The sequence below is a fragment of the Natrinema versiforme JCM 10478 genome (assembly GCF_000337195.1).
Lineage (GTDB): Archaea > Halobacteriota > Halobacteria > Halobacteriales > Natrialbaceae > Natrinema > Natrinema versiforme.
This window is the reverse complement of sequence record NZ_AOID01000033.1, coordinates 32,135-57,676: the sequence shown is the minus strand read 5'-3', so window position 1 is coordinate 57,676 and position 25,542 is coordinate 32,135. Positions and strand designations below refer to the sequence as shown.

Sequence of the window (25,542 nt, the reverse complement as noted above, 5' to 3'; positions counted from 1 at the left end):
GTATAGTAGGAGGACTTGCTGTCGATATACTAAATCGTCTCTCTACTCGGATGCGTTAAACACTCCAGTGAGTTCGGAGAAACGGATATATCCAAACTGAATGAAATATAATAGTGTCGATAGCAGACTCTCTCTCTCGCAATAGATTCGGTCAGTTGTGTCCCCGATTGCCGGGATCGCGGATACCCCGACCAAGTGAGAGATGTCAGTGAGAAACCGCCGACGATGGCATAAGGAAAGGCTCTATCTGACTGAGTTCCTCCGTTGGTTCCACGACATTCCGGTCAGTATCATAGATAACAACTCCTGCCTCGGTCAGTTTTGGAATGTGGACGTGGTGGAGATCCGCATGAACTTGCTTCACCTTTTCCCCGGGAATATCCGTGATTTCCGCATTCTCTTCCCATTCGACAACCTCGTTCCGAAGATCAGTGAGCGTCAGTGCCCGGTCGTGAGTGAGGAGCAAATCGAGGACTGCACGACGGCGATTGTGAGAGAGTAGAGTATAGACTGTGTCGAGTGACAGGCTGTCTAACCGGGGATCCATTTCACTGCCGTCATTTGTGGAATCCGTAGTCATATAGAGAATAACGGCCTGAGTGGACAAGCGCATTGGGGGATCCACTGTCCCTCTGATTGGGGATTTCACAGGAAATCGTAGAAGTCGGAGTAGTTTTAACAGTTCAATGAGATACTGCTTAGAGCATCAGTCTGGATCCAGAGGGGAAGCTACTTCCCGTCTTCGTCGGTACTAGGAGCAGGGCCGAAATGATTGAACGGCTGGACTTTCTCATCCTTTACAACCTCGGTACTCACAATTTCGAGACCGAGATCATCAATCTTCTCAGTAACAGTATCGACTGCATCTGAATCCTCAGCGATAGCCTCGATATGAAGGTTGTTTGATCCAGTCAACATCTCCCGGACAGTAACTGTGCCAACAATCTCTAAAGCCTCATCAGCGAGTTCCGCACGCTCGGCCGGTGGAGCCCGACAAATGATGAACAGATGGAGTTGGTAATTCGCTGCTTCATAGTTGATGTGGGGATGGTACCCTTGAATCACTCCTGATTTCTCTAAATTCTCGATCCGATTCCGGACGGTGCTGGCAGCGACGCCTGCTGCCTCGCCCATCTCTTCGGCAGTCGTCCTTCGAGCATCTTCTTGGAGTTCATAAAGGATTGACCGATCTACCTCATCAAGCTCTATTTCAGGCATAGACTTCGTAGTAGCGATTGATCAAAGAATCTTTCCGGGTAACACTACTCACATCAGCGACTGACTCAAAAGGGAGCACCGCTAATCGAATCTATGACCATTGAAGCCTCGTTCATTATCGATCAATCCGATTTCCCACTCAGTGCTGTTTTTGAACAATTACCTGACGCCACGATCGAACTGGATCGGGTTGTCCCAACGAGTGAGGCTGTTATCCCCTACTTCTGGATTCATGCCGAGGACACCGCCAACCTTTCAACAGACCTGAGTAGCGATCTCGGGATTGAGCAGGTGAAGATAATTGATGAGTTGGAGAAGCAGATATTTGTTCGGATTGATTGGAACCTCGCTCATGAGAGCGTTCTCACGGCCGTTGTCAATACTGATGTTAATCTCATCTCAGGTATTGGAAACAATGAACAATGGACATTCGAAATCCGTGCAGATGAGCAACAGGAAATATCGGACTTTCAATCATATTGCCAAGATAATGACATTCCAATCGAACTTACTCAACTCCACGCTCTCTCAACACTCAAGTCGGATCGAGAGTACGATCTGACAGAGGGACAACGCAGCGCACTAGTACTGGCGTATTCCCGAGGCTACTTCGACTCACCGCGGGGTGCCACACAAGCTGATCTCGCCGACGAACTCGAAATCAGCAGACAAGCGGTCTCATCACGGTTACACCGCGGTCTTCGACGGCTCGTAGCGAGTACCCTGATAACATCTGACGAGTGACTATTATATACGTATATAAAAGGATATTGCGTGAGCAAAATCTAGCGTCAAGTCCGTAGAGGCCCTCTATTCTGGTGATGCAATCCTCCCAAAATGCAATCGAAGCCGTCGAGATCGTTTCCTCAATGGATAACGTCGAGCTTGACGTGGACGAGGACACCTTTCGAGGGGAGTACGATAGCAGTCGTGATCAGCCGAGTCTAGCAGTAGTTGCTGCGGTAGCTGGGGTCAGCAATACAGAACCGGAGGAACTGACACCTCTCCATTCGGCGATCAATACAAGCGCGCTCAATGACCTATTCTCCCCGACAGGCAACGTACGGCAGAGAAACGGCTGTCTCTCATTCTCCTATGAAGGGTTTGAAGTGACCGTATTCGGTGAAGGAACAGTCGAGATCAGCCCTGAGGGGAACGCGTAGTCTGCACCCCTTTAGTCCGAACACGTCCAGACAATTTCGATGTCACATCGTCCGAGAGAGGAGCCTCGAAAATGTCAGAACGAACTTCGGTAGAGGAAAGGAGAATGACAGTAAGTGAACAGTCATCTGAGCATAGCGAGCAGTTGGTAACAACTCTTCGAAAGCAAAAGGGACGGGTGGTTTTGGCACTCGTAGAGGAGAAAACGATAGATACAACCCCAATTCTTCGGGGCGATGAATCCCTTTGTACTGAGGATTACGTCACCCTCCTCTACGAACTACATCACGTCGAACTACCCGAGTTAGAAGCTGATGGTATCATCCAGTTTGACCGTCATCAGGACGAGATAACACGAGGAAAACGATACGATGCTCTGTCACTCGAATAAGTATAACAACTTTGCCAATACGTATTCCAGCAAGGAGTATCGCAGCCAAACGCACCTGTCGGTTTCATAGAATGACGAACTCACATGGATGACTCAGTTGACCGCCCCGGCCCCGAGTCGGATCGCATCGTTGAACGGGAGAAAACATACGATCACGACGAACACGGAATCGTTGAGGTCACAGGTATCTGGAGGGGTATCAAACAGGTTGACACTGCCCGGAATACAGATCAAAAGGACGTGTTGACATCCTCCCCGCCCTGAAGGGCGAGGATTCCCGAGTCAAGCGAATCGAAGATTCGCGTACGTTGCGAACCGCCGGTTCGCTCAGCGTTGGGATATTACGGTTTGCAGTCTACCACTTGTTCCCTCGGTGAGAATCCGTGGGACAAGTCGTGAAGGTAGACTCCCGGCTGTGCCAACCAGCCGGTACTCCTATCCCCGGACAACTGCCCGGCAGACTCGGAGTTACGTTGATTGATGTCGAGGCGGATATTCTCCGCCCCGTTCACATCAGCGTTGAACGCCGCGTCACATTCCTCGCAGACGTATAGGCCACGTTCAACACGCTGACTGTCGTCTTCTCTACCGCAGGCGCAACACGTCTTGCTCGTGTCACGTTCTGAAACTTCTATAACCTCGATTCCCTCGACTTTTGCTTTGTAGGTGAGTATCTTCGTGAATCGGTCGAACGCCCACCCATGCAGGTCAAGGTTGCCGCGCCGACCCCAGTTCTTCGACTCACGGTTCTCGTCTTCACGCACGCCGTTGAGCTTCCCGATATTGATGCGCCCCACCCCTCGTTCGACACACCGTTCCACGATGTGTTTGGCGAGACTGTGGAAGAAGTGGGTGCGGCGCTCCGACCACTTCGCGTGCAGACGAGTAGCTTCTTTACCGCCCGAGTCGTCGCACTTGGCGATTTCCTTCGGGAAGTAATAGCCGTCCTGTTTCAAACGGTTGCCGGGGTAGAGGTCGGCTTCTTCGGTGCTGTACGCGACGGCGGCGAAGTTACAGATACCGAGGTCGATGCCCGCCGTTTCGGTGCCGGGCGCGTCAGGTGTTTCAACTTCGTGTTTGCAGACGAGGTGGAGTTCCCATCGGCCCTTCGCCGTATCGTAGACGGCGCGGACTTGTTGGATGTTTTCTACGGTGACATCGGGCCGGGTTTCGTATTCGACGAGGATATAGTCCCAGTCTCTTGGGTGTTCTTTGTGGTTTGCACCTTTCGACAATCGAACGCGGTTGTGTTTTGGGTCGTGACGGATACCTTTCTGTTTCCACGTCACCGTCGAACGGGGGTGTTCTTCGTGGACACGATTGCCGTTGTCGTCGTAGTAGTTTTTCTTGCGGTAGCCGGGTGGATTCGCACGAGAGTCGTTCTTGCGTTTGCCGTACCACGAGTTGAAGGCTTCAGCGAGTTCCTCTAGAACGCGCTGACTGGACTGAGAATGGAGTCCTTTATAGTTGTCGTGACCTTTCAACTCGCGCTTCAAGTCCGAGTCGTCGGGAATCTCGCCCGTTTCCTCCCATACTTGGCGGGAATGATAGTTTGCAACGTTCCACAGTTTGGATGCACTCCACCCGTGCAGGTCGAGCATCTGCTCCACCTGTGAGTGGTTACGGATTTTCGCCCGGTACGTGCGATGGACGTGCATTCGTGAAACGTCTCCATAATAGGTTATGTTGTCCTGTATTATGAAAATTTGGATTGCGACTGTGGAATATCCATCCGTGCAGTCATCGGTGGTGGGCGTCATCCAGTGACGGCGCGTATCCCCGCCCTGAAGGCGGGGTTTTGCGCCTGGTCATCCCATAATCATACGCTACTCGGCTAAGCAGGACGGCGAATCAATCGATGAACTCACCGACACACTAGATGAGTTCATCGCTAATATCGATTGAGAAGTGGATCAAGGGCTCTGTCAATTAGTTCAATCTGGTACTTTGTACCTGATCGGCGAGTATCGTACACCTTGATGTCCTGACTGCTGTTATCCATATTTAATGCAATATATGTACCGGGTTGCCGGTCGCATCATTCCGGTTTCTCTACCAACTACATCCCACTCTTGAACCCGCCGCGAAATGGTGACAACCGGGCACTATAGGCCAAGCAGGTAGCGAAGAAAGAATCAATATTAGTAGTCCAGTCGCAAAGTCTGCTGCCTGATTAGGTGTGTCACCAATATTATTACACCAACGATATATTGTGAAATAGCTTATGGATACCGGAGCAGTGCATTATAGCGTGAAAACCCAAGAACTCATCCACCTTCATTCGTTGCTCCTCGAAACACGTGAGTACCTTGAACGAGAGGGCAACGTGCCATACGGTGCATTTGATTCCTACGATGCGCAATCAACTCGACCGTTCCATATCCATCGCCAGAAAGACGCCCACATGAACGCAATTTACCTACTATTGGACGGGTTCGACCAATCCCTTCAGACGCACCCTCCACCGGCCACGTAACACCCCTCTGAATATACCATACTACTATAACATGACACCTACTGTTGAAGGGGCATCTGGCCGTGGTGAATTGAACGCTGTTGTAATAGATAATCCAAGTTCCGTCGATGAATGCATTCTTTACCCATCGGTCGCGACTGAGAAAGAACTCGAGACGATGTGGATTCTCGCCAAGGAGGGTGATTATACCCCACTGAAGGATAGTCGATGAGAATCAGCAGAGAGGGAAGAAGATTTCGTTCAGTTCGCATCTGTAGTTACCGAATCGTCCGACTCAGTTTCAGGCAGAATTCTGAATAAAGAAGCCGCGCTCCTGCCTACTGCTATTCCAACGTTAACCCGACGCCGATTTCCGATTCAACGGTCTCGATTTCCTCGTCGCTCAGGTCGTACATATCGTAGACGATATCGTCGACGGCACGATAGAGTTCCCGAATCTCGGCCTCTCGAGCCGCGATCTCGTCCCGTAACTCGAAGTGTGGCGTGAGATCGGCGTTGTCGACGACCGGGAGATCCGCCCGTTCCAGTTTCGCCTGTACCGTTCGTGTTTTCCCGCCGGGGTACCCGCTCTTCGGACTCTTGTTCGCGAACTCGTCGTAGTGATCCAACACGACTACATACGTCTCGAGTCGCGTTTCATCGACGAGATCAGCGGGGAACTCGTAGAGATCGACCCACCGGCGCACGATCCCGTTGCCCTCCTCGTTACGTTTCCAGTCGTAGTCCCCGTCGTCCGTCGCCTCGCGGAGTTTCAGCCGGGCGCGGAGGAGCCACTCATCGGACTCTTCTGAGTTCGCGAGCGTGAGCCGGTCGATATCGTGCCGCGACTCGAACGCGATATCGTCGACTCGAGTCGCGTATTTCAGTTCCTCGGCGAGGACGGCCTCGAAGTCCTCAGTCGGCGCGTCACGAGAGATATACTTGAACGGGTCGAGTGCATCGCGTAGAGCGCGTCGCTCCTCGAGCAGTTCGACCAGTTCGTGATAGACATCGACGAGCGCTGCTTCGATGTCAGCCGGGACGCCAGCATCGAACGCGTCCGCCGGTATGGACGCTGTATCGGCATCGGTCGCTGCCGGCGACATGATAAGCGGAATTGCCTGAAGCGAGTTGCCGAAGTACTCGTAGTAGCCGTCTCGTTTCAGTTTCGCGTGGTTGAGGTGGAAGAACTCCAACAGCGTGGAGTTGAGTAAACAGGCCACGTACTCGTTTTCCGGCACGCCGTCGGCCTCGGGAACGATCACCTCGATGTCGCCGCCATCGTTGTACAGCCCGGTCTGGTCGAGATAGAAGCGGTTCTCGGTCGCCGTAAACGGACAGATGATCTTCTCTCTCGTCTCGTCTTCGAAGATCTCCTTGTTGATCGGGTTCAGGTATTCGTACCATTCGACGGAATCCTTGGCGCGATCGTCCAGTTGCTCCCGGTACTGGGAGAGGTAGTCCATCGCGTTCGGGTAGTCCTCGATATGCTTCCCCTCGAAGTAGAGCACGTCCAGCCCTCGCGGGTTGTACTCGTACTTCCTGAGATCGCCGTTTTTGACGAGGGGTTTCACCACGTCGTCCTCGATTCCCCACTCGTCGATCTCTTCCGGCGAGACCGTAAACGCCTCGTTCAGGCCAGTCATCAGTCCCTGACCGGTTCTGTAATTCTCCCCGAGGGGCGTCCCCGCGTCCCGGATCGTCTCTTTGATGTCGAGGATGGATTTCGGCAAAATCCCCCACCGATCCGCTCCGAACGAGGACTCGGCCATCGAGTACTGTCCGCCGAGGTCGGTTTCCTCCGCCGAGACGATCTTCTCGATCGTTTGCTGAATCTTCCGTGGATCGGACTCCAGTTCGTCGCGGAGATACGTAATCGTCGTCTCGTCGACCGGTCGCCCCTTTGCGAGGCGCATAATAACGGTCAAGGTATCGACACCGGGGAAGACCTGGTTATTCCCGAGATCGACGATTTCGTGGATGTCCGCGCTGCTGCTGAGCGATTCACGAAGCCCTCGTGCATAGTGTGCTTCAGTGAAGTATCGAGAGACGATGTACCCGAGCTGTCCCCCGTCTCTGAGAAGTTCGAATCCGAGGCCACAAAAGAAGTAGTGGATGTCCGCCTTCCCGGCGTAAACGTCCGGATACCGTCGCTCGAGGCAGTCGGTGAACGCCTCGTCGGCCACGGTTTCGAGGTTGAAGTACGGCGGATTACCGACGACCGCATCGAACCCGCGTTCGGATTTCGTCTGCCCGTCGGTGTAGAAGGCCTCGACGAACTCGAGTTTCCAGTGGAAGAAGTCGTGCTCGTCGGCCGCGTCCTGTGCCCGTTGGAACCACGGCTTCTCCTCGAACGCCTCCCACGGGGTTTCGTGGTCGCCGCGAAGGGCCTGCTTCAGGTTCTCGTAGGCATCGTCGGGAACGGCGACGCCGAAGTGGGTCGCCAGATAGACGTTCGCGAGTTGGTCCAACCGCTCGCGCTTTTCCTCTCCCTCGACTTCCTCCTCGTACTTCGCTTTCTTCTTGCCGATCTGTTCGACCGTGTCGTCGTCCATCCGAGCGAACGCGGCGTATTCTCGGAGGTAACTATCGATCGTGTCTTGGACAGTGTTCAGGAACGGATCGAGCGTCGCTTGCCCGTCCGCGACATCCGCTCGAGTGTCCGAACCGGGGAGGTCGTCGATGTCGTCCAGGTCGGCCCCGAGTAGCGAGTTCCCTTGCTTGAAGTGATGGTCGAGGAACGTGAGCGGCTTGTTGCTCGCGAGCGTCTCCAGCCACATCGAGAGCTTCGCCAGCTCAACCGCCATCTCGTTCAGGTCGACGCCGAAAATACACTCCTTGGCGATGGCGCGGCGGATCTCCTCTTCGTTCATCACGCCGGAAATATCCGCCTCGAGCGTTACCGCCTGGACCTGATCCGCGAGGTAACTCGTTACCGCGGTCAGGAAGTGACCGCTTCCCATCGCCGGATCGAGGATATTGAGCTCGAGAACCCGCGCGTAGAATTCACCGGCATACTCGTGGGTTCCCGGCTCGTACCCGTCTGTTTCCAGCGATTCCCTGATGTCTTCGATGAGGGGGTCGAGCGTCTGCGAAACGATATACTGGACGATGTAATCCGGAGTATAGTACGACCCCGTGGACCGTCGTTCCCCCTCGTCGTTGACAACGTAGAGACCCCCTTCTTCGACGGTGTCGATGTAGTCATCGTATTCGGCGAACGCTTCTTCAGTAACCCAAACCTGCCCGTCGTCGGCAGCGACTGCCCACAACTGTTCCTCGGCGATCTCGAATCGGTGTTCGAGAAGGCCCTCATAGACCGACCCGAGGTGTCGGGTGTCGAGATCGCCGTAATTCGCATAGATCAGGTCGCCGTCATCGCTCGTCGTCGTACTCAGATAGTAGATGGCCCGCGCGAGATAGTCGTTCGAAACGTAGTTCTCCTCGAGGAACTGATGCTCTTCGGCGGCGAACAAACCGCCGTTGTACGCCGGGATTCCGAGATCGTCGTTGCCGGTATCGATCAGTTCGAAGAGCCGGTCGAGACGGTCCCAGTAACTCCGCGAGTGAGCGCTGAAATCGTCGAAATATTCGCCGCTGCCGGCTTCTTCGACGATATCCTCGCGGATGCGTTCCAGCGAGAATTCGCTCTCGTAATCCCGCTTTGCCCGCTCGGATTCAGGATGGATTAGCCCCTTGCCCTCGGCGTACAGGACGAACATCAATCGGTACAGATAGACGAGGGATTGCTCTTTGAGCTCTCGACGGGCGGCCTCGCCCTCAGCCGTTACGTCGAGGTCGTTGCAGTCGACGAACCCCTCACCGAGGACGCGAAGCGCCGTGAAGACGTTGTCCTGCAAGTCCTCACCGAGTTGCTCCGCGTAGATCTCGCTCTCGCGGTAGACCGTATCCAAGAACGATTCGCCGATCGCGCCCGTCAGCGCGTCCCGGTGGAAGAACGCATAGAAGTACTTGAAATCGGAGAGTCTCCCGTTCTCGATGAGGTCCACGAGGTCGACCTCGTAATAGATTTGCGTCTCATAGACGCGATTGCTGTAGATCCGCCATTTGCGACCGTTTGTGAGGAACCCCCACCGGATGGGTTCCGGCGTTCGATCGAGATAGTGGCGAATCTGCGACGAGGCGTTTCGATACGGCCGATCGACGTATTCGCTCTCGAAATCGGCGTCCCACTGTTTGGCCTCGAGTATGCCGGTCGACTTCGCGTACGTCTCGTTCAAGTCGTCGAGACTTCGGGCGCGTCGCCGGACGCTCGACGAACTAAACAAGACGTAGTCGACGTGCCCTCGATCGCTCGGAATCGGGGTCTCAGTGACGGCGTCGTATCCGAGAAGCGAGACGACCTCGTCAATCCACACATCCTGCAACTCGGACTCGAGATACGAATCGACGACGTCCCGTTCCGCCTCCCAGAGTTCCGTCAGGGCGTCGAACGCCGCTTCCGCCTCCGCATCACAGTCCCACTGCTCCGTTTCGGAAACCGTGTTCTTCAGATAGTGATCCGAGAAGAGACCGGAGTTATCGAACGGCGTCGAATCCAGCGTCGTCTGACTGCTCATCAATTACTGCTCTCTGTCTGCCGAACGCTCATAAGAGTACGCTCCTGGGTCGGGCGATTCGGGTATCGAACCTAGAGCGGCTTGCAGAGACGTCCCGTGTTCAGCGCGACCCGCTGGCTAGTATCGTAGCCTCTGAAACTCACCGCGATAGTCGTCCGAAGCGGATCGGCAAACGGGATCGATCGACGCGATCAGCGCTGGCTCGGGAAGCGGCCACCGTCGGAGGTCGGAAAGCCTAATCCCCGCCGTCCCCCAGTATCGGATATGGACGACGCTGTCGGCGACACCACGTACGATCCAGTTGGGACGGCTCCGCGTCGCGGGCATCGAGACCGAGCAGCCGAGCCCCGCGGAGGGCGAGCCCTATGAGCGCGGGCGACGACCAACCGTGGGCGAACGTCTCCCAGTTCCCCGACTTCCTCGAGCACCTCGAGAATCAGGGCGGAGCCACCGTCAGCGGGATCATCGATCGAATCGAGGCCGACGTCGATATGGACGGCGTCGTCTACCACGACCGCGGGATCCGGTCGCCGGGCTACGACGCCACCTTCGTCCCGGAACAGGAGGGGTCGCGGCTGCGGCCCGCGTTCAGCGTCGAACTCCACACTGTCGGCCCGCGCAGCGTCTGGGCGGTGTTCGACGCGACGCTCTCGTGGGACTTCTACCTCCTCGAGTCCGAGGGCGTCGCGGCGATCGCGTGGGTGAGCGATGAGGAGTACAACGCCGAAGAGGCCGGCATGTTCATGTCGAAACACGACGCGCTCGCCGCGGGGCGGTTCTCCTTTGGCACCTTCATCTACGCCGGCGAGGACTGGCAGGAGCAACGCGACCTCATCGAGGGGACCGACACGCCGGCGTTCCTCCAGCGCGACGACGGCAGCACCTTGGTGCCGACCAGCGAAAACGACTTCTACAATGTCGTCAACTCGACGCCCGAGGACTTCCGCACGAACGGCGGCGGCGCACCGCCCCACCTCGGCCTGCTCGAACTCGAGGTCACGATCGACTGACCGGCCGCGGACCCGAACTGACGAGCGTACTCGAAGCGACGCACGTGGAGGTCGCTGCGGCCGGCGGTGTGTCTCCCGATCGCAAACGTTTTCGAGACGGCGGCGAACCGAACCGATATGTCGCCCTTCGGTGAAGTCGTCGTCGTCGCCACGATCGCGGGCTGTACGACCGGGATCGGCGCGCTGCCGCTCCTGTTTTCCGACCGGGTGAGCCACCGCGTCTACGACGGCTCGCTCGGCCTCGCCGCAGGCATCATGGTCGGCGCTGCCGTCTTCGCACTCGTCCTCCCCGGCCTCGAGCTCGGCTCGCCGCTCGAGGTCGTCATCGGAATCCTCACCGGCGGCGGATTCCTGCTCGCGGCCAACGCCGCCTTTCCGCATCTGCATCTCCTGTTCAGCGAAGAGCGCGCCGAAGGCCCGAGGTCGGGACCCGATCCCGCCGGCGACCTGCCGTCGGCCGAAGCGAACTCCGATATCGACCCTGTCGACGACGATTTGCGCCGAGCCGCGCTGGTCGGCGGGGCCGTCACCATCCACAACGTCCCCGAAGGGCTGGCGGTCGGCATCGCGTTCGCCAGCGGCGAGACGGCGCTGGGAGTCGCCATCGCGACGGCGATCGCCGTCCAGAACGTCCCCGACGGGTTCGCGATGGCAGTCCCCGCGGTTCGGGCCGGCGTGTCCGGCCCCAAGACGCTCCTCTACACCACCCTCTCGGGCGGCGTTCCGGAACCGATCGCCGCGGCCATCGGTTTCTCGCTGGTCGCGTTCGTCTCCGGACTGTTCCCCGTCGCCGCCGGCTTCGCCGCCGGCGCGATGATCGCCGTCGTCTTCCGCGAACTCATCCCCTCGAGTCACGGCCACGGCTACGCCGACACCGCGACGGCGACGTTCGTGCTCGGATTCGCGATCATGCTGCTCGTCGACACTGTCCTCGCAGTCTGAACGTGAACCGTCGGGTCCGAACTCGCTCCGCGGCCGAAGTCGGCACTACCCGTTCTTGCTGTGCTCTCTCCCAGCGCTAGAGGGAATCATCGAGCCATTCGGGCGACACGACCGACTCGAGGTGACAGAACAGTCGGTCACGGGCGACGGAGCAACCGCTTCGACGCGGTTGAGAGCCGGCACAAGGGTTCGGGTGTCGAGTGCGCCGAGGGTGTCGCGTCGGGGGAGCAAGCGATAGGTGGTGTCGGCGCGCTCTGACGAGAGGCAATCGGTGTGCCGCTGTCGGAGTGAGGGATTGTCGACAACGGTGCCGACGGATGTCGGCATCGGAAATTGCCGTTTCTATCTATATGAATTTTCGGTGTGTCGGCGGTCGAGATACTCCGTCGTCTCGAGAGAGGAATCGAAGAGAACGATGGCGGCGATTGAGCGGGACGGCTCGTCGACCGGTGTCCGCACCGCGAGTTTGGCTCGCTACAAGCGCTTGCTGACGTACGGGCCGTCCTGATGGTAACCGAGCTTGTTTCGGTAGTACTCTCGAGCGCCGATGCCGGAGATGACGCTTACCTTGTCGTAGCCGGCGTCGGCGGCGAGGGCCTCGGCCTGTTCCATCAGCCGGCGGCCGTAGCCCTGATGTTGGTGCTGGTCCGTTTCGCCTTCGTCACCCATCGTGACCTCCGATCCGTAGACGTGCAGTTCCCGGATCAGGGCCGTGTTTTCGAGTTCCGGGCGGACGGGATCGTTCGGGAACCGGAGCCGGCAGAAGCCGACCAGCAGGTCCTTCTCGAAGTCCTCGAAGGAAATGAAGTGCTCGGTGCCGCCACAGGCCTCGTAGGTCATCACGTCGAGTTCGATCTCGTCGGGTTCCTCGTCGTGCATCCCGGCCTCGCGACAGCGGATGCAGTCACACGTCCAGCCGTGTTCGTCCATGCGCTTGCGGGCGAGCTGTCGCAGATTCGACTTCCAGACGCCGGCGTCGATGAAGTCCGCCGGGATGTCTCGCTGGACGCGCTGGAGTCGGGTGTACCGGGGGATCATGTCCTTGATCTCCGCGACCAGCTCGGCGGCCTCGTCGTTCGATAGCGGTTCGTACTCGTCTTTGTGCCACCAGTCGTAGGTCGCGGTCCCCCGCACCACGAGCGTGGGATATATCTTCAGGTAATCGGGCTTCCACTGCTCCTGCTCGAAGAGCCGGCGGAAGTCCTCGAGACACATCTCCTTCGACATGCCAGGCTGGCCGGGCATCATGTGGAAGCCGACCTTAAAGGCCGAGTCCCGAAGTCGCTGGTTGGCCTCGATCGACGCCTGAGCACCGTGGCCGCGGTGCATGTCGCGGTTGACCCGCTCGTAGGTGGTCTGGACGCCGACCTCGACTTTCGTCCCGCCGAGGTCGAGCATCCGGTCGATCTGCTCGGGGTCACACCAGTCGGGCTTCGTCTCGAAGGTCGTCCCGATGTTGCGGATGTCCGCCGTCTCGTTTTCCGCGATGACGTCCTCGAGATATTTGAACTCGTACTCCTCGGGGTCCTCGGCGAAGCTGACTCCCTGTGCCGGTTCGGGTTCCTTGTCGACATCGTAGTCGTTCATCGCCTCGAGGGCGCGCTTGACGAACCACTCCTGATAGTCGTGGCTGCGAGCGGTCATCGTCCCGCCCATCAGGATCAGTTCGACCTTGTCGACGGGGTGGCCGATCTGGCGCAGTTGCTCGAGTCGCAGCGTCACCTGCCCGTAGGGGTCGTAGTCGTTTTGAACCCCGCGGGCCGCGGCGGGCTCCTCGCCCGTGTAGCTCTGGGAGGACGAGAACTCGGAGTCAGGGCCGCCGGGACAGTAGAGACACTTGCCGTGGGGACACCGCTCGGGCGAGGTCATGATCGCGACCGGCGAGACGCCGGAGGCCGTCCGGACCGGTTTGCGCTGGAGCACGGTCTCTAAGTCCTCGCGGTGCTCCTCGGGCGCGTAGTCCAGCAGTTCGGAGTTTTTGGGCACCTTGGGTGCCGAGTGTTCCGAACAGGCCTCGAGCTTGGCTTTTTCGACCTCGTCGCGCTCGACCTCGCCGGCGAGAATCCGTTCGACGAGCGTCTCACAGACCCGCTCGAACGCTTCGGTTTCGGTCGGTTCTGGCGTCTCGGTACTCACTACACGTGATTCGTGGCCGTTCGTGAATAAGCGTGTCGGACTCGCCAATTCGACTGGCCACGATCGATCCGAGGCCGGCAGCGGGCCGACAACGTCCGCCGACGAGCGGTCGCTGGCCTCGATTCCGTACACGGCAGCACCGTCCGAAAGGTGATCGTTTAAGGGCGGTCTCGCCCTACTCTCGGCGTACTGAATGTCTCCCGACCTGGCGATCGTCGTCGCCGCGGTCGCGCTGCCGTTTATCGCCGCAGCACTGACGCCGCTGTTCTTTCGCGTCCTCGGAGAGGGAACGGGATTCGCGGGGAGCCTCGTCGCACTGTCGTCGTTCGGGCTTCTCGCCAGCCAGTACGGCGACGAGGGGACCGTCGCGCTCGAGTGGATCCCCTCGCTGGATATCGCGCTCCGATTTCACGTGGACGGCTGGGCGCTGTTGTTCGCGTTGCTGGCGTGTGGTATCGGTACGCTCATCTTCACCTACTCGCCCGCGTACATGCACGGCGAATCGGGGCTGGTCAGGTTCTACGCCGCCCTGCTCGCGTTCATGGGCTCGATCGTCGGCGTCGCACTCGCCGCCGATCTGATCGCGATTTTCCTCTTCTGGGAGCTCACGAGCCTCTGCTCGTTCGTCCTGATCGGCCACTACACCGCCGACGACTCCTCGCAGTACGCCGCCCGCATGGCCATGCTCATCACCGTCGGCGGCGGGCTCTTCCTGCTCGTCGGCCTCCTCTTGCTGTCGATCGTCGCCGGCGACGTGGTCGGCCCCGCCTCGGCGTTCGATCTGGCCGCGATGCTGGAACAGCCCGACGCGATGGCGGCGGCCCTTCGGGATCGGGGCCTGTTCCTCCCCGTCTTGGGGCTGCTCGCGATCGGCGCGGGGACGAAGTCCGCACAGGTCCCGCTGCACTTCTGGCTGCCGAACGCGATGGCGGCCCCGACGCCGGTCTCGGCGTTTCTCCACTCGGCCACGATGGTCAAAGTCGGCGTCTACTTCATCGGCCGCGTCCGTCCGATGCTCGTCGGCCCCGAGTGGCTGTTCCTCTTCGCGACGCTCGGCCTGACGACGATGACCGTCTGTGCGATCATGGCCGTCGCAGCGACGGACATCAAGGAACTGCTCGCCTACTCGACGGCGAGCCACCTCGGCCTGATGGTCGCCGGCTTCGGATTTACTTCCGTCTACGGCGCGGAAACCGGTGTCTTCCACCTTCTCAATCACGCGCTGTTCAAGGCCGCGCTGTTCCTCGTCGCCGGCATCGTCGCCCACGAGGCCGGGACCCGAGAGATCGACGAGCTCGGCGGACTTCGGCACGACCTGCCGGTGACGGCGGCGATCACCGCCGTCGTCGCGCTCAGCATGGCCGGCATTCCGCCCTTCAACGGCTTCTACTCCAAGGAACTGCTCTTCGAGGCCGCCGTCGAGGCGAGCCACCATCACGATATCGGGCTGTTGGGCTGGCTCTACCCCGCCGTCGCCGTCTTCGGCAGCATCTTCACCGTCCTCTACTCGCTGAAGTTCCTCTCGCTGTTCTTCGGCGAGCGACCTGCCGACCTCGGGCACGTCCATCGGCCGCCCGTCACCCTGCTCATCCCGCCGGCCGTGCTGGCGCTGCTGGCCGCCGTCGTCAGCGTCGACCCCGAACTCGCCGTCGAGGTCATCGTCCAGTCCGGCCTCGAGGCGACGGCGGTCGACCCCCACGAGATGCACGTCGGTATCCCGACGTCGTTCTCGCCCGCGGTGGGGATGAGCGCGGTCACGATCGGCGTCGGCCTCCTCGCGTTCCCGGCCTACGGCCGGCTTCACGACGGCATCCGCGCAATCCCGCGGACGGTGCCGCCGATCGGCGCGAACTGGTGGTACGATACGATCGTTGACGGCCTCAGCGACGAGGGGCGGGAGTTCGCCGAGTACGTTCACAACGGCCTCCTGCGGACCTACGCGACGTGGACGCTCGCGGCGACCTGTACGCTCGCACTCACCGGGTTCGTCGCGGCGGGTGCCATCGCGCCGACCGAGTTCGGCCTCGAGGTCACGCTCGCGATCGGACTCGTGTTGCTCGTCGCGGTGATCGGCGGCCTGGCCGTCGTCACGTCCGACTCCCACATCGCGGGCGTCCTCACCCTCTCGATTCTGGGCTTCATGGTCGCCATCTTCTACATCCTCGCGAGCGCGCCCGACCTCGCGTTGACCCAACTGGTCGTCGAAACGCTCGTGCTCGTGATCTTCCTGCTCGTGATCGAGGAGATTCCCGAATCTGACGAGATCGAGGTCGGTCGGAGCGTCCGCGACGCCGTCCTCTCCGTCGGCGTCGGCGCGACCGCGTTCGTCACGGTACTTGTCACGACGAGCGCGCGCCCCGACGGCCCGACCGATATCGCCCGCTACTACGCCGAGCAAGCGGTTCCGGAGGGCGGCGGAACGAATATCGTCAACGTGACCCTCGTCGACTTCCGCGGCTTCGACACGCTCGGCGAACTCGCCGTGGTCGCGCTCGCGTCGATTTCGATCCTCACGCTGATCGTCATGCGCGGCCGCGGCGATGACGGCTATCCCGCCGCTCGAGGCAACGACGGCAGCCCCGGCGAGGAGCCCCCTACGGACGACTCGAGGAGCGACGAACCGACCGACACACAGCGCGATAGCCAAGCCGCCGGAGGTGAAGACGAATGACGACCGTCATCATGCGCACGACCGCTCGAGCGGTCGTTCCGATCATCCTCGTCGTCGCGATCTCGCTGTTCTTCGAAGGGCACAACCTCCCCGGCGGCGGGTTCATCGGCGGAGTCCTCACGGTGACGGCCTTCGCGATCATCTACATGGCCTTCGGGCTGGACTTCCTCGAGCGGGGGGTCCTCGGGCGCGACGTCGACCCCGGCAAGGAGCACTCGCGGGACCGCGTCGTCGTGGCCTACCGCCGGCTGTTCGCCTACGGCTTCGCGATCGCGGTCGCCAGCGGGCTCGGACCGCTCCTGTTCGGCGAACCGTTCCTCGCGCAGTCGTTCGTCATGCTCGAGGGGGTACCGATCTACGACCACCTCGAGGTCGCGAGCGCGCTGGCCTTTGACTTCGGCGTCTACTGCGTGGTCGTCGGTGGCCTGCTCACGATCCTCTCGGTGGTGGGAGCCGAATGACCGCGGTCGTCCTCGCGGCCGCGGTCGGCGCGCTCTTCGCCCTCGGCACCTTCCTGCTCCTGCGGCGGGATCTGGTCCGGGTCGTCTGGGGGCTGGCGATCATCAGTCAGGCCGCGAACGTCTACCTGCTGGCGATGGGCGGCATCGCGCCGGCGACCGCCGACTCGGTGCCGGTTCTGGCGGGCCACGGCGATCACGTGCCGACGACCGCCGATCCGCTGGTACAGGCGCTCGTGTTGACCGCCATCGTCATCGGCTTCGGGATGACCGCGTTCGCGCTCGTCCTGTCGTATCGGGTCTATGAGGAACACGGCACGCTCGACGTTTCGGAACTCGGTGATCGCGAACGATGAACTCGCAGCCAATGACGGCGACGACGAGAGTAGCATCGGGTGATCGACGATGACCGCACCACCCGTCGGCACGGAATCACAGCTCGTGATCGCGCCGATGCTGGTCGTGCTGATCGCGGCCGTCGGCTCGCTCCTGCTCGGCCATCGACCCCGGGCTCGAGCGGCGGTGAGTCTCGCCGGCGGCGCGGCCTACGCGGTGGCAGTGGCCGCCATCGACTGGTACGTCGTCCTCGCGCCGGACGCGCCGGGAATCGCGACCTATCAGGTCGGCGACTGGGCGGCCCCCTTCGGCATCACGCTCGTGGCCGACGGGCTGTCGGCGTTCATGCTGACCATGGTCGCGATCCTCGGCGTCTGCTCGCTGGTCTTCTCGACCAGACACCTCCCCGGCGGCGAGGGGCGCAGCTACTACTTCCCGCTCTTTCACTTCCTCGCGCTGGGGGTCACCGGCGCGTTCCTCACCGGCGACCTCTTCAACCTCTTCGTCTGGTTCGAAGTAATGTTGATGGCAAGTTACGTCTTCGTCGCCTACAGCGGCGGCCCCCAGCACACCCGCGCGGCGTTCTGGTACGTGGCGCTCAACCTGCTCGCCAGCGCCGTCTTCCTGCTGGGCGTCGGCGGCATCTACGCGACGACCGGCACGCTCAACATGGCCGATCTGGCCCAGCGCCTCGCCGACCCGGCTGCCTACGGCCTCGAGCCCGTGCCCGTCGTCGGCCTGCTCGGCCTGCTCCTGTCGGTGTTCGCGATCAAGGCCGGGCTGGTCCCCTTCCAGTTCTGGATCCCGACCGCCTACCGGGCCGCGCCGCCCCAGATCACCGCCCTGCTGGCCGGCGCGACGAAAAAGGTCGGGATCTACGCCATCATCCGACTCTCCTTTACCGTCTTCGCCGGCGCGGAGGTCGCCGTCGACCTCCCGCTGCCGGTCATCGACGCCGCGATCGCGGGCGACTCGCCGCTGCCGTTCGTCGGCGCGGCGCTGTTCGTCATGGGCACCGCCAGCATCCTCCTCGGCGGCATCGGGGCCGTCGGCCGCGACTCCATGGAGGGCGTCTTCGCCTACTCGAGCATCGGGCAGGTCGGGTTCATCGCGATCCCGGTCGCGATCGCGGCGACGACGGCCAGCCCGGAGCTGCGCCGGTTCGCCATCATCGCCGCGTTGGTGTTCGCGCTCAACCACACGCTGGCGAAGGGGCTGCTCTTCCTCGCGGTCGGGACGGTCAGGGCCGCGACAGGGACGAGCCGCCTCAACGACCTCGGCGGGCTCGCGAGCCGGTCGCCACCGCTGGCGATCGCGGTCTTCATCGCCTCGCTCGCGCTCGTCGGTATCCCGCCGCTCTCGGGCTTTTTCGGCAAGTTCCTCGTCTTCGACGCCGCCGCTCGAGCGGGGAACGGCCCCGCGATCGTCCTCCTGCTCGCCGGGTCGCTGTTGACCATCGCCTACGCGACCCGCCTGTGGAATCGGAGCTTCTGGGGTGCCCGGACCCCCGCCGTGGAGGCGGCGACGGTCGATCCCGTACAGGTGGCCGTCCTCGTCGTCCTCGCGACGGCGATCGTCGGCGTCGGCGTCGGCTTCGAGCCCGTCTACGAGTTCGCGCAAACCGCTGCGGAGGCGGCGCTCGACTCTGAGGGCTACGTCGACGCCGTCGATCCGCAGGCCGCCGACGATCTGCTCGGCTCGAGCGGGGGTGAGCACTGATGCGGGTGCGCACGTGGCCGGTCGTCGGCGTCATCTTCGCGGTTCTATGGGTGTTCGTCCGCGGCATGCCGCTGACGCCGATCTCGCTCGTCCGGGGCCTGCTCGCGGGGCTGCTCGTCGGCCTGCCGGTCGCGTTCGTCTTCCGGCGGCTGTACGGCAAGTACGTCGACATCGGGCGCGGGGTTCGGGCGCTTCCCTACGCCGGGCTCTACCTCGGCGCGTTCATCTGGGAACTCCTGCGGGCCAACCTCGATGTCGCCTACCGCGTGCTCTCGCCGGGGATGCCGATCGAACCCGAAGTGATTCTGGTCCCGCTCCGGGTCGAATCCGATATCGCGATCACCGTCATCGCCAATAGCATCACGATCACGCCCGGGACGGTGACGCTCGACTACGACGACGAGACGAACGCGCTGTACGTCCACGGCGTCAACGGCCGCGACCCCGAGGCGATCGCCGAACCGATCCGCACGTGGGAAGATTACGCCCTCGAGCTGTTCAACGAGGACGCCTCGCCCGCGGACCCGCCGCCGGAAATCGTCGTCTCCGGCGGGGAAAGAGACAGTACCACGGGCGGCCAACGCGGAGGTAACGACGATGACTGAGAGCGATCCCGCCGTCCTCGAGACGGCGATCCGGGCCGCGTTGGTTCTCGTCAGCGGCCTCTGTGTCCTCTGTGGCTACCGCGTGATCCGCGGGCCGACGAACCCCGACCGCGTGGTCGCGCTGGACGCCATCGCCACGAACGTCGTCGCGATCGCGGTCCTGTTCGCGCTTCTGACCGATCGCGGCCTCTTTATCACCGTGAGCCTCGTGCTCGCGATCATCGGCTTTATCGCCACCGTCGCCGTCGCCAAGTTCGTCACCGACGGCGAGGTGATCGAATGATCCAGACCGTCGTCATCATCGCGCTGATCGTCGTCGGCGTCTTCTTCCTGACCGTCGGCACGGTCGGCCTGTTGCGGCTGCCGAACGTCTACAACCGGATGCACGCCACGAGCAAGCCGACGACGCTCGGCACCGCCGCGATCTTCCTCGCCGGCTTCGTCGAGTTCGGCCCCGGTTCCGAGGGCCTGACCGCGCTCATCGGGATCGTCTTCCTCTTCCTGACGGTCCCGACCGGCGCACACATGATCGCCCGCGCCGCCGAGCGGATCGGGATTCCCTTCCTCGGGAGCGTCACGTGGCCCGACCCGTCGGCAGTCGAGCGCCCCGACCGCGCCGAGCGATCGGACGAGGCCGAGCCGACCGACGACTGATCAGCGTTCGAACTCCGGCTCTCGAGTCCCGTCTCGGTCGCGGTCTCGGCCCCGATCCCATTCGCGATCCCCCTTTCGCGCTCGAGTCCACTCTTCGGCGTCCTCGAGCGTCTCCGTGTCCAGCAGTCGCTCGAGTTTGCGCTCGAACTGCTCGTCGGTCAACTCGCCGGCGGCGTAGCGTTCGCGAAGGGTCTCGAGTGCGTCGCGTGTGTCGGAAGCGGGTTCGGCGGCGGTCTCGGCGTCCGACTTTGTCGCCGACTCGTCGGTATCCGCGGCGTCGCCGGCCCACTGCCGGCGATCGTCCTCGTCGCCGAAGAGGATCGCGACCAGCGGTAGGACAGCGGCGTACCCGACGACCAACACCGGGAGCCACCACGATTGATCGGCGAGCAAACCGCCGAGCCAAAGCCCGGTCACGAGCAGTGACGCGATCCCGGTCGCGTTCTCGCGAAGCCGAGTCCACGGGCCGTCATCACGGTGACGGTCGTCCTCCCCGGTCGTATCCATAGTCGGAACTGTCGATCGGATATCAGATATACCTTATCGGTCGAGGACCCCGAGCAACCGGGGCAGACGTGACGGCGCTGCCGCTACGCAGTCTACGGACGACGGAGGAAGAGCGAGTCTTACGCGAGCGTCTCGCCGAGCGCCTCGAGTGCGGCTTCACGAACTGCGTCGCGTTCGCCGGGCAGGAACTCGACGTGACCGTCGCGGCCGCCGACGACGCTGACGCCGCCGTTCGGAACCGCTTCGGCGATCGCGTCGCCGAGATCGCGGACGTTGACGGGGTCGGTCGCGCGGACGTGGAGTTCGTCGTCGCCGACGCCGAGCGTGACGAACGGCGGGTCCGCTCGGTCGCGCTCGCTCCGGTGGAGCGCGTCCAGCAGCAGGATCGTCGTCGGGAAGTTGTACCGGTGCGTGAAGGCGTCCGTGTCGAGCACGGAGACGGTGACGCCGTCGACGCCGCGGACGGAGAGGTTCTCCCGCGCTGTCTCGAGTTCGGTCTCGAGTTTGTCGCGGAACTGTTCGGAGACGTGAGCGGCCAGATCGCCGTTGTCGTCGAACAGCAGGTCGATGATGAGTTCGCGTTTGTCCTTGTATGACTGGTAGTAGGCCTCGAGCGCGACGGCTTCGCGCCGTTCGGAGACGCCGGTTTCGTCGTAGCCGGCCTCGGTGGCGAGCTCGAGGTAGTCCGCGGGCGTGTTCTCCCAGTAGCTGACCGCGGGGAGGTGCTCTAAGTCGTCGCGGACGTCGTCGTTGACGTGGGCGGCGACGTTGGTCGCCAGCGCGGTCGAGGTGATGTCTGCGACGTCGGCACCGGCGAGCGACGGGGCGACGGCGACGTCGACCGCGTCGGCGATCTCGTCGTCCGCTCGGCTGTCGTCGATGACGACCGCGTCGGCGTCGTACAGCGAGAGCAGCTCGTAGCCGTCGGTGGACTCGACGGTCGAGCCGGCGTCGACGAGGACGACGAGCGGCAGTTGCTCGCCGTGTCGGTCGCGGGCCTCGAGCATCGAGGTGACGTCGCTGGTGGCGGCGTCCATGTCGTAGACGCGGCCGTCGAGCGGGCGGCGCTCGAAGTAGTGGTACTCCGCGTCCTCGCGGGTGTGTTTCTCGCGGATCAGCGGGAGCACGGCGCGCTCGATGGCCGCACCGGCGACGTAGCCGTCGGCGGTCGCGCCGTGGCGGACGACGACAGGACGTGCTTCCATGACGGCCCGGCGGATCGCGGTCGCTGCGTCGGCGATGTTGTCCTCGACAGCTGCCACCGCTTCGTGGTCGGCAAGCGGCGCGACGTCGGCCGGTCGAGCCTCGCGTTCGATCGCGCTTTCGAGGCGGTCGACGACCGTCTCACGGTCCTCACCCTCGAGGATCTCGAGGGATTCGGTCTCGACCTGCAGGTCGCCGTGGTGGTGTTCGACCTCGCCCTCGAGGACGACAACGTCGTCGACCTCGACTTCGGGGTAGGCGCGAACGCCGGCTTCCTCGAAGGCCGCACACTCGACGCTGCCGGTTTCGTCGGTCAGTTCGAAGACCGTCGGGCCGCTGGTCTGGCGGACGCCGGTGATCTCGCCCTCGAGGCGGACGACGCTGCCGACCTGGTTCTCGATGGCTTCGATGGTCGTTCGTTTGAGCGCGGGCTCCGATTCGGCGTCCGGCTCGGCGTCGGCGGCGTCGTCGGTCGCGGGCGTCGAGGCGGCGGCGGACTCGGTCGCGACGGAGCCGCTGCTCGTGACGGTGCCAGCGGTTTCCGCGGCCGCGGGCTGCTCGTCGACGGTGTCCGTCTCCGAGTCGGGCTCGGTCTCCTCGGCGGCCGCCTGCAACTCGCCGGCTTTCGTGGCCCGGTCGTCGGTGAGTTCCTGCTCGCTCTCAGTCTCCGAGTCGGTCGTCGACTCCTCGGAGGGCTCGGAGGACTCGGACGTCTCGGCGGAGCGCTCGTCGGCGTCGTCCCCGAACTCCTCGGGTCGGAACTCGTCGTCTGCCGTCTCGATCAGTTTGCCGCGGAACTCGCGTTCGCGCTGGCGGATCGACCAGCCGAGGTCGACGTTGCCGTTGTCCCGAACGTCGAGCACTTGGACGTAGACGTCGTCGCCCGGCTCCCAGTCGAGACTTTCGAGTCGTTGGTCGAGTTCGCTTCGATGCAACAGGCCGGTGACGTGGTCTCCGATGTCGACGAAGACACCGAAGTCGGCGTAACCGTCGACGGTCCCCCGGTAGTAGCGGCCGGGAGTGAGCTGTGAGGCGGCAGTGCCGCGAAATTCGAAAAGGGCATCCTCCTCGTGGCTCTGACAGATCTCGCCGTCAACGGGTGTGCCGCAGATGATACAGTTACCCATCTACTCGGACCAAGCGGTTTCGCCCTAAAACGGTTGTCGAAATGCGTCCGCGAAACGAATCGGGATCGGAACGGCGATATCGCGCCGCCGTCACTCGAAAACGGGCGAGTCTTCCTCGAGCGACTCGATATCGTCGACGAGCGACCGGACGTCCTCCGGGAACAGCGAAACTTGGATTTCGTTGTCGTCCTCGTCTTCGAAGACGAGTTTGACGCGTTTATCACCGAACTCCCGCGCCTCGGCGCTGTCGACATCGAACAGCTTGACCGTCGCCGCCTTGTTGTTCGGGCCGACGTTCTTGATCGCGCCGTCGTTTAGCTCTACCATGAACTCCTCGAGCGTGAGTGCGAGCATAGTCGGCGTACGGGCCCCGGGTAAAAAACGGCACGGCATCGCCGTCACGGACGGTGGCTGCCGGCGGAACGCCGTGGATTCCCGCAGTGGTGGATTGCCAAGTGGTGGTCACGGGGGTCCGGAGACGATCACAGTACCGACAGCGATTCATCGCGGCGAAACGGGAGGTTCCCGACCGCATGCGTGGTGTGTCAGTTCGCTTGCGGCATCTTCTCGTTTCCGGACCTGACGTATAAGCGTTGGTGATAGTACATGTCCGACGAGGGCCGTCAAGCAGCCGTTACGGACAGCGGGGACGGTCGAACGCGGTCGGCGAGCAGACGAGCGGACGGTTGCCCCGCCCACTTTTATGGTGGATTCGCCCCAACCACGCAGGTGCTATGGAACTTACTTGGTACGGCCACTCGACGTGGCACGTCACCGTGGGGGAGACCGAGCTGCTGATCGACCCGTTCTTCGACAATCCGCAAACCGACCTCGAGCCGGCGGACATCGACACGCCGGATTACGTCCTGTTGACACACGGCCATGCCGACCACATCGCACACGCGGGCGAGTTCTCGGATGCGACGCTGGTCGCGACGCCGGAACTCGTCTCCTATTGCGAGGACGAGTTCGGCTTCGAGGACGCCGTCGGTGGGATGGGGATGAACCTCGGCGGCACCGTCGAGTGCGGCGACGCCTACGTCACCATGACCCGTGCGGACCACACGAACGGGATCATGACGGAAAACGACAAAAGCGCCGGCATGCCGGCCGGGTTCGTCATCTCCGACACGAAGCCCACCCAGATCGTAGACGAGGAGTCGACGACGATCTACAACGCCGGCGACACCAGCCTGATGAGCGAGATGAAAGACGTGATCGGTCCCTACCTCGAGCCCGACGCGGCGATCGTCCCGATCGGCGACCACTTCACGATGGGGCCCCAGCAGGCCGCCATCGCCGTCGACTGGCTTGACGTCGACCACGCGTTCCCGCAGCACTACGACACTTTCCCGCCGATCGAGCAGGACCCCGAGGACTTCGCCAGCGAAGTCCGCGGCACGGGTAATGACGCCGACGTTCACGTCCTCGAGGCCGACGAGCCGTTCGAACTCGAGGGCTGAAGGAATCGTTGTCGCACAACGGGAGCGATCGATCGCCGGCACTATTTTCTCGCCGTCGCGGACGAGTCGGGCGCTCGGTTTTAGTCGTCGCTCGCGCGATGCTGCGAGTCCTCGGTGGCACCGATCCGGTAGCGGGTCTCGAGCGGGTAGCGGTCGTATCGGACGAGTACCAAGTGGAGACCGATAGCGACGGCGAACAGGCCGAAGTTCCACACCGGCGAATCGTAGTAGATGACGTCGATGATCACCGGTTCGGAATAGACCGGCCAGAACGGCGAGAGCGGCGCTGCGATGTCCGGTGCCGAGAGGAGGTCCGCGAACAGGTGACTGATCCCGCCGGTGAGTAGTCCGCCCGTCGCGAAGACGAACACCGTCTCGCTCGCGATTTCGGTGCTTCGGATCCGGCGATTGGCGTTGAACCAGCCAGTGAGATACCGGGCCGCGACGGTTCCAGCGAGAACGCTCGCCAGGACGACGAAGAGGACAGTGTGGGTGATCCCGTGGTGGGTTATCGGGAGCGCGTGTCGAAGCGCCAGATCGGTATCGGGGAGCATCGCCGTCACTAACGCGAAGGCCGTAAACCCGAGCGAACCGCGTCGGCCCCAGACCGCCCACGCCGGCGCGGCGAACAACAGCGCCATTCCGAGATGCCCGGTAACGTCGACCATGGTCGCTCGAGTTATCGGAGCCGTCGAACGATTCTGAGGAACAGCGAGACGGCCGTCCCGATGCCGGGGACGCGAGAGGAAAGCGCGGCCGCGACGAGGAGGAGGAGCCCGCTCTTTCGCTGCCCGCGCCGGAACGCCATCGCGGCGTCGAGTACCGTCGATACGATGCTGAGCTTCTTCGCCGAGTTCCTGTTGAGAGGTGCCATCGTCCGTTCGTAGTCGTTGTGTCGCGACCGGC

25 protein-coding genes are annotated in these 25,542 nt (G+C 62.0%); 15 read left to right on the top strand and 10 right to left on the bottom strand.

The features are described 5' to 3' along the window. Positions 1-205: 205 nt before the first annotated feature. Together C489_RS20850 and C489_RS12235 are read right to left on the bottom strand one after the other, a co-directional pair. Positions 206-580 carry a DUF7344 domain-containing protein gene (locus C489_RS20850; protein WP_083902808.1) on the bottom strand — a complete coding sequence of 125 codons (375 nt, stop codon included), beginning with the start codon at positions 578-580 and terminating at the stop codon, positions 206-208. Positions 581-729: 149 nt separating this feature from the next. After that, entirely contained in the window at positions 730-1,218 is a 489-nt protein-coding gene (locus tag C489_RS12235; protein WP_006431591.1) for an Lrp/AsnC family transcriptional regulator, read from the bottom strand. Positions 1,219-1,311: 93 nt separating this feature from the next. Here C489_RS12235 and C489_RS12230 point away from each other — a divergent pair, with 93 nt between their 5' ends. From C489_RS12230 to C489_RS20845, 3 genes are all read left to right on the top strand, one after another. Then, complete coding sequence (locus tag C489_RS12230) at positions 1,312-1,962, top strand: helix-turn-helix domain-containing protein (protein WP_006431590.1); 651 nt, start codon at positions 1,312-1,314, stop codon at positions 1,960-1,962. A 77-nt stretch (positions 1,963-2,039) separates the two neighbouring features. Then, positions 2,040-2,381, top strand: coding sequence for a HalOD1 output domain-containing protein (locus C489_RS12225; protein ID WP_239642055.1), 342 nt, complete (start codon positions 2,040-2,042; stop codon positions 2,379-2,381). Positions 2,382-2,452: 71 nt separating this feature from the next. Continuing rightward, positions 2,453-2,770 carry a hypothetical protein gene (locus tag C489_RS20845; RefSeq protein WP_152423155.1) on the top strand — a complete coding sequence of 106 codons (318 nt, stop codon included), beginning with the start codon at positions 2,453-2,455 and terminating at the stop codon, positions 2,768-2,770. A 341-nt stretch (positions 2,771-3,111) separates the two neighbouring features. Here the strand turns inward: C489_RS20845 and C489_RS12220 are convergent, their stop codons facing one another. Further along, on the bottom strand, positions 3,112-4,428 hold the full coding sequence (locus C489_RS12220; RefSeq protein ID WP_006431588.1) for an RNA-guided endonuclease InsQ/TnpB family protein: 1,317 nt from the start codon (positions 4,426-4,428) through the stop codon (positions 3,112-3,114). A 566-nt stretch (positions 4,429-4,994) separates the two neighbouring features. Between C489_RS12220 and C489_RS12215 the strand changes: the two genes are divergently transcribed. Both C489_RS12215 and C489_RS23225 read left to right on the top strand, forming a co-directional pair. After that, positions 4,995-5,246 carry a UPF0058 family protein gene (locus C489_RS12215; protein WP_006431587.1) on the top strand — a complete coding sequence of 84 codons (252 nt, stop codon included), beginning with the start codon at positions 4,995-4,997 and terminating at the stop codon, positions 5,244-5,246. Positions 5,247-5,277: 31 nt separating this feature from the next. Continuing rightward, a complete protein-coding gene (locus tag C489_RS23225) occupies positions 5,278-5,457 on the top strand; it encodes a DUF7511 domain-containing protein (protein ID WP_449289383.1) in 180 nt (59 codons plus the stop codon). A gap of 112 nt (positions 5,458-5,569) precedes the next feature. Here the strand turns inward: C489_RS23225 and C489_RS12210 are convergent, their stop codons facing one another. Then, entirely contained in the window at positions 5,570-9,805 is a 4,236-nt protein-coding gene (locus C489_RS12210) for an Eco57I restriction-modification methylase domain-containing protein (RefSeq protein ID WP_006431586.1), read from the bottom strand. Positions 9,806-10,170: 365 nt separating this feature from the next. Between C489_RS12210 and C489_RS12205 the strand changes: the two genes are divergently transcribed. Continuing rightward, positions 10,171-10,815, top strand: coding sequence for a hypothetical protein (locus C489_RS12205; RefSeq protein WP_006431585.1), 645 nt, complete (start codon positions 10,171-10,173; stop codon positions 10,813-10,815). 117 nt (positions 10,816-10,932) lie between these two features. Next, on the top strand, positions 10,933-11,757 hold the full coding sequence (locus C489_RS12200) for a ZIP family metal transporter (protein WP_049890823.1): 825 nt from the start codon (positions 10,933-10,935) through the stop codon (positions 11,755-11,757). 474 nt (positions 11,758-12,231) lie between these two features. Here the strand turns inward: C489_RS12200 and C489_RS12195 are convergent, their stop codons facing one another. Next, positions 12,232-13,893, bottom strand: a complete 1,662-nt coding sequence (locus tag C489_RS12195) for a tRNA uridine(34) 5-carboxymethylaminomethyl modification radical SAM/GNAT enzyme Elp3 (RefSeq protein ID WP_006431583.1) — start codon at positions 13,891-13,893, stop codon at positions 12,232-12,234. 193 nt (positions 13,894-14,086) lie between these two features. Here C489_RS12195 and mbhE point away from each other — a divergent pair, with 193 nt between their 5' ends. From mbhE to mnhG, 7 genes are read left to right on the top strand one after another with little or no spacing between them, the layout of a single operon-like run. Beyond that, a complete protein-coding gene (gene mbhE / locus C489_RS12190; RefSeq protein ID WP_006431582.1) occupies positions 14,087-16,564 on the top strand; it encodes a hydrogen gas-evolving membrane-bound hydrogenase subunit E in 2,478 nt (825 codons plus the stop codon). Continuing rightward, positions 16,561-17,025 (top strand): MnhB domain-containing protein, encoded by a 465-nt coding sequence (locus C489_RS12185; RefSeq protein WP_006431581.1) that lies wholly within the window; start codon positions 16,561-16,563, stop codon positions 17,023-17,025. The genes mbhE and C489_RS12185 overlap by 4 nt, the downstream gene beginning before the upstream one ends. Next, positions 17,022-17,378 (top strand): sodium:proton antiporter, encoded by a 357-nt coding sequence (locus C489_RS12180; protein WP_006431580.1) that lies wholly within the window; start codon positions 17,022-17,024, stop codon positions 17,376-17,378. The genes C489_RS12185 and C489_RS12180 overlap by 4 nt, the downstream gene beginning before the upstream one ends. A gap of 49 nt (positions 17,379-17,427) precedes the next feature. Beyond that, a complete protein-coding gene (locus tag C489_RS12175) occupies positions 17,428-19,077 on the top strand; it encodes a Na+/H+ antiporter subunit D (RefSeq protein ID WP_006431579.1) in 1,650 nt (549 codons plus the stop codon). Further along, positions 19,077-19,682, top strand: a complete 606-nt coding sequence (locus C489_RS12170) for a Na+/H+ antiporter subunit E (RefSeq protein WP_006431578.1) — start codon at positions 19,077-19,079, stop codon at positions 19,680-19,682. The genes C489_RS12175 and C489_RS12170 overlap by 1 nt, the downstream gene beginning before the upstream one ends. Continuing rightward, entirely contained in the window at positions 19,675-19,965 is a 291-nt protein-coding gene (locus C489_RS12165; protein WP_006431577.1) for a monovalent cation/H+ antiporter complex subunit F, read from the top strand. Before C489_RS12170 ends, C489_RS12165 begins: the two co-directional genes overlap by 8 nt. Next, positions 19,962-20,336: a monovalent cation/H(+) antiporter subunit G gene (gene mnhG, locus C489_RS12160; RefSeq protein WP_006431576.1), complete on the top strand. Its 375-nt coding sequence runs from the start codon at positions 19,962-19,964 to the stop codon at positions 20,334-20,336. Before C489_RS12165 ends, mnhG begins: the two co-directional genes overlap by 4 nt. Here the strand turns inward: mnhG and C489_RS12155 are convergent, their stop codons facing one another. The 3 genes from C489_RS12155 to C489_RS12145 all read right to left on the bottom strand — a co-directional run bounded on the left by C489_RS12155 (position 20,337) and on the right by C489_RS12145 (position 23,527). Further along, positions 20,337-20,843, bottom strand: coding sequence for an SHOCT domain-containing protein (locus tag C489_RS12155; RefSeq protein ID WP_006431575.1), 507 nt, complete (start codon positions 20,841-20,843; stop codon positions 20,337-20,339). A 119-nt stretch (positions 20,844-20,962) separates the two neighbouring features. Beyond that, positions 20,963-23,173: a DHH family phosphoesterase gene (locus tag C489_RS12150; protein ID WP_006431574.1), complete on the bottom strand. Its 2,211-nt coding sequence runs from the start codon at positions 23,171-23,173 to the stop codon at positions 20,963-20,965. 90 nt (positions 23,174-23,263) lie between these two features. Next, positions 23,264-23,527 (bottom strand): hypothetical protein, encoded by a 264-nt coding sequence (locus C489_RS12145; RefSeq protein ID WP_006431573.1) that lies wholly within the window; start codon positions 23,525-23,527, stop codon positions 23,264-23,266. A gap of 380 nt (positions 23,528-23,907) precedes the next feature. On the opposite strand from C489_RS12145, the gene C489_RS12140 reads away from it, so the two are divergent. After that, positions 23,908-24,636 (top strand): metal-dependent hydrolase, encoded by a 729-nt coding sequence (locus C489_RS12140; RefSeq protein ID WP_006431572.1) that lies wholly within the window; start codon positions 23,908-23,910, stop codon positions 24,634-24,636. An 80-nt stretch (positions 24,637-24,716) separates the two neighbouring features. On the opposite strand, the gene C489_RS12135 is transcribed toward C489_RS12140, so the two are convergent. Next, complete coding sequence (locus C489_RS12135; protein ID WP_006431571.1) at positions 24,717-25,304, bottom strand: metal-dependent hydrolase; 588 nt, start codon at positions 25,302-25,304, stop codon at positions 24,717-24,719. 11 nt (positions 25,305-25,315) lie between these two features. Further along, positions 25,316-25,510 carry a hypothetical protein gene (locus C489_RS12130; protein ID WP_006431570.1) on the bottom strand — a complete coding sequence of 65 codons (195 nt, stop codon included), beginning with the start codon at positions 25,508-25,510 and terminating at the stop codon, positions 25,316-25,318. Positions 25,511-25,542: the final 32 nt, after the last annotated feature.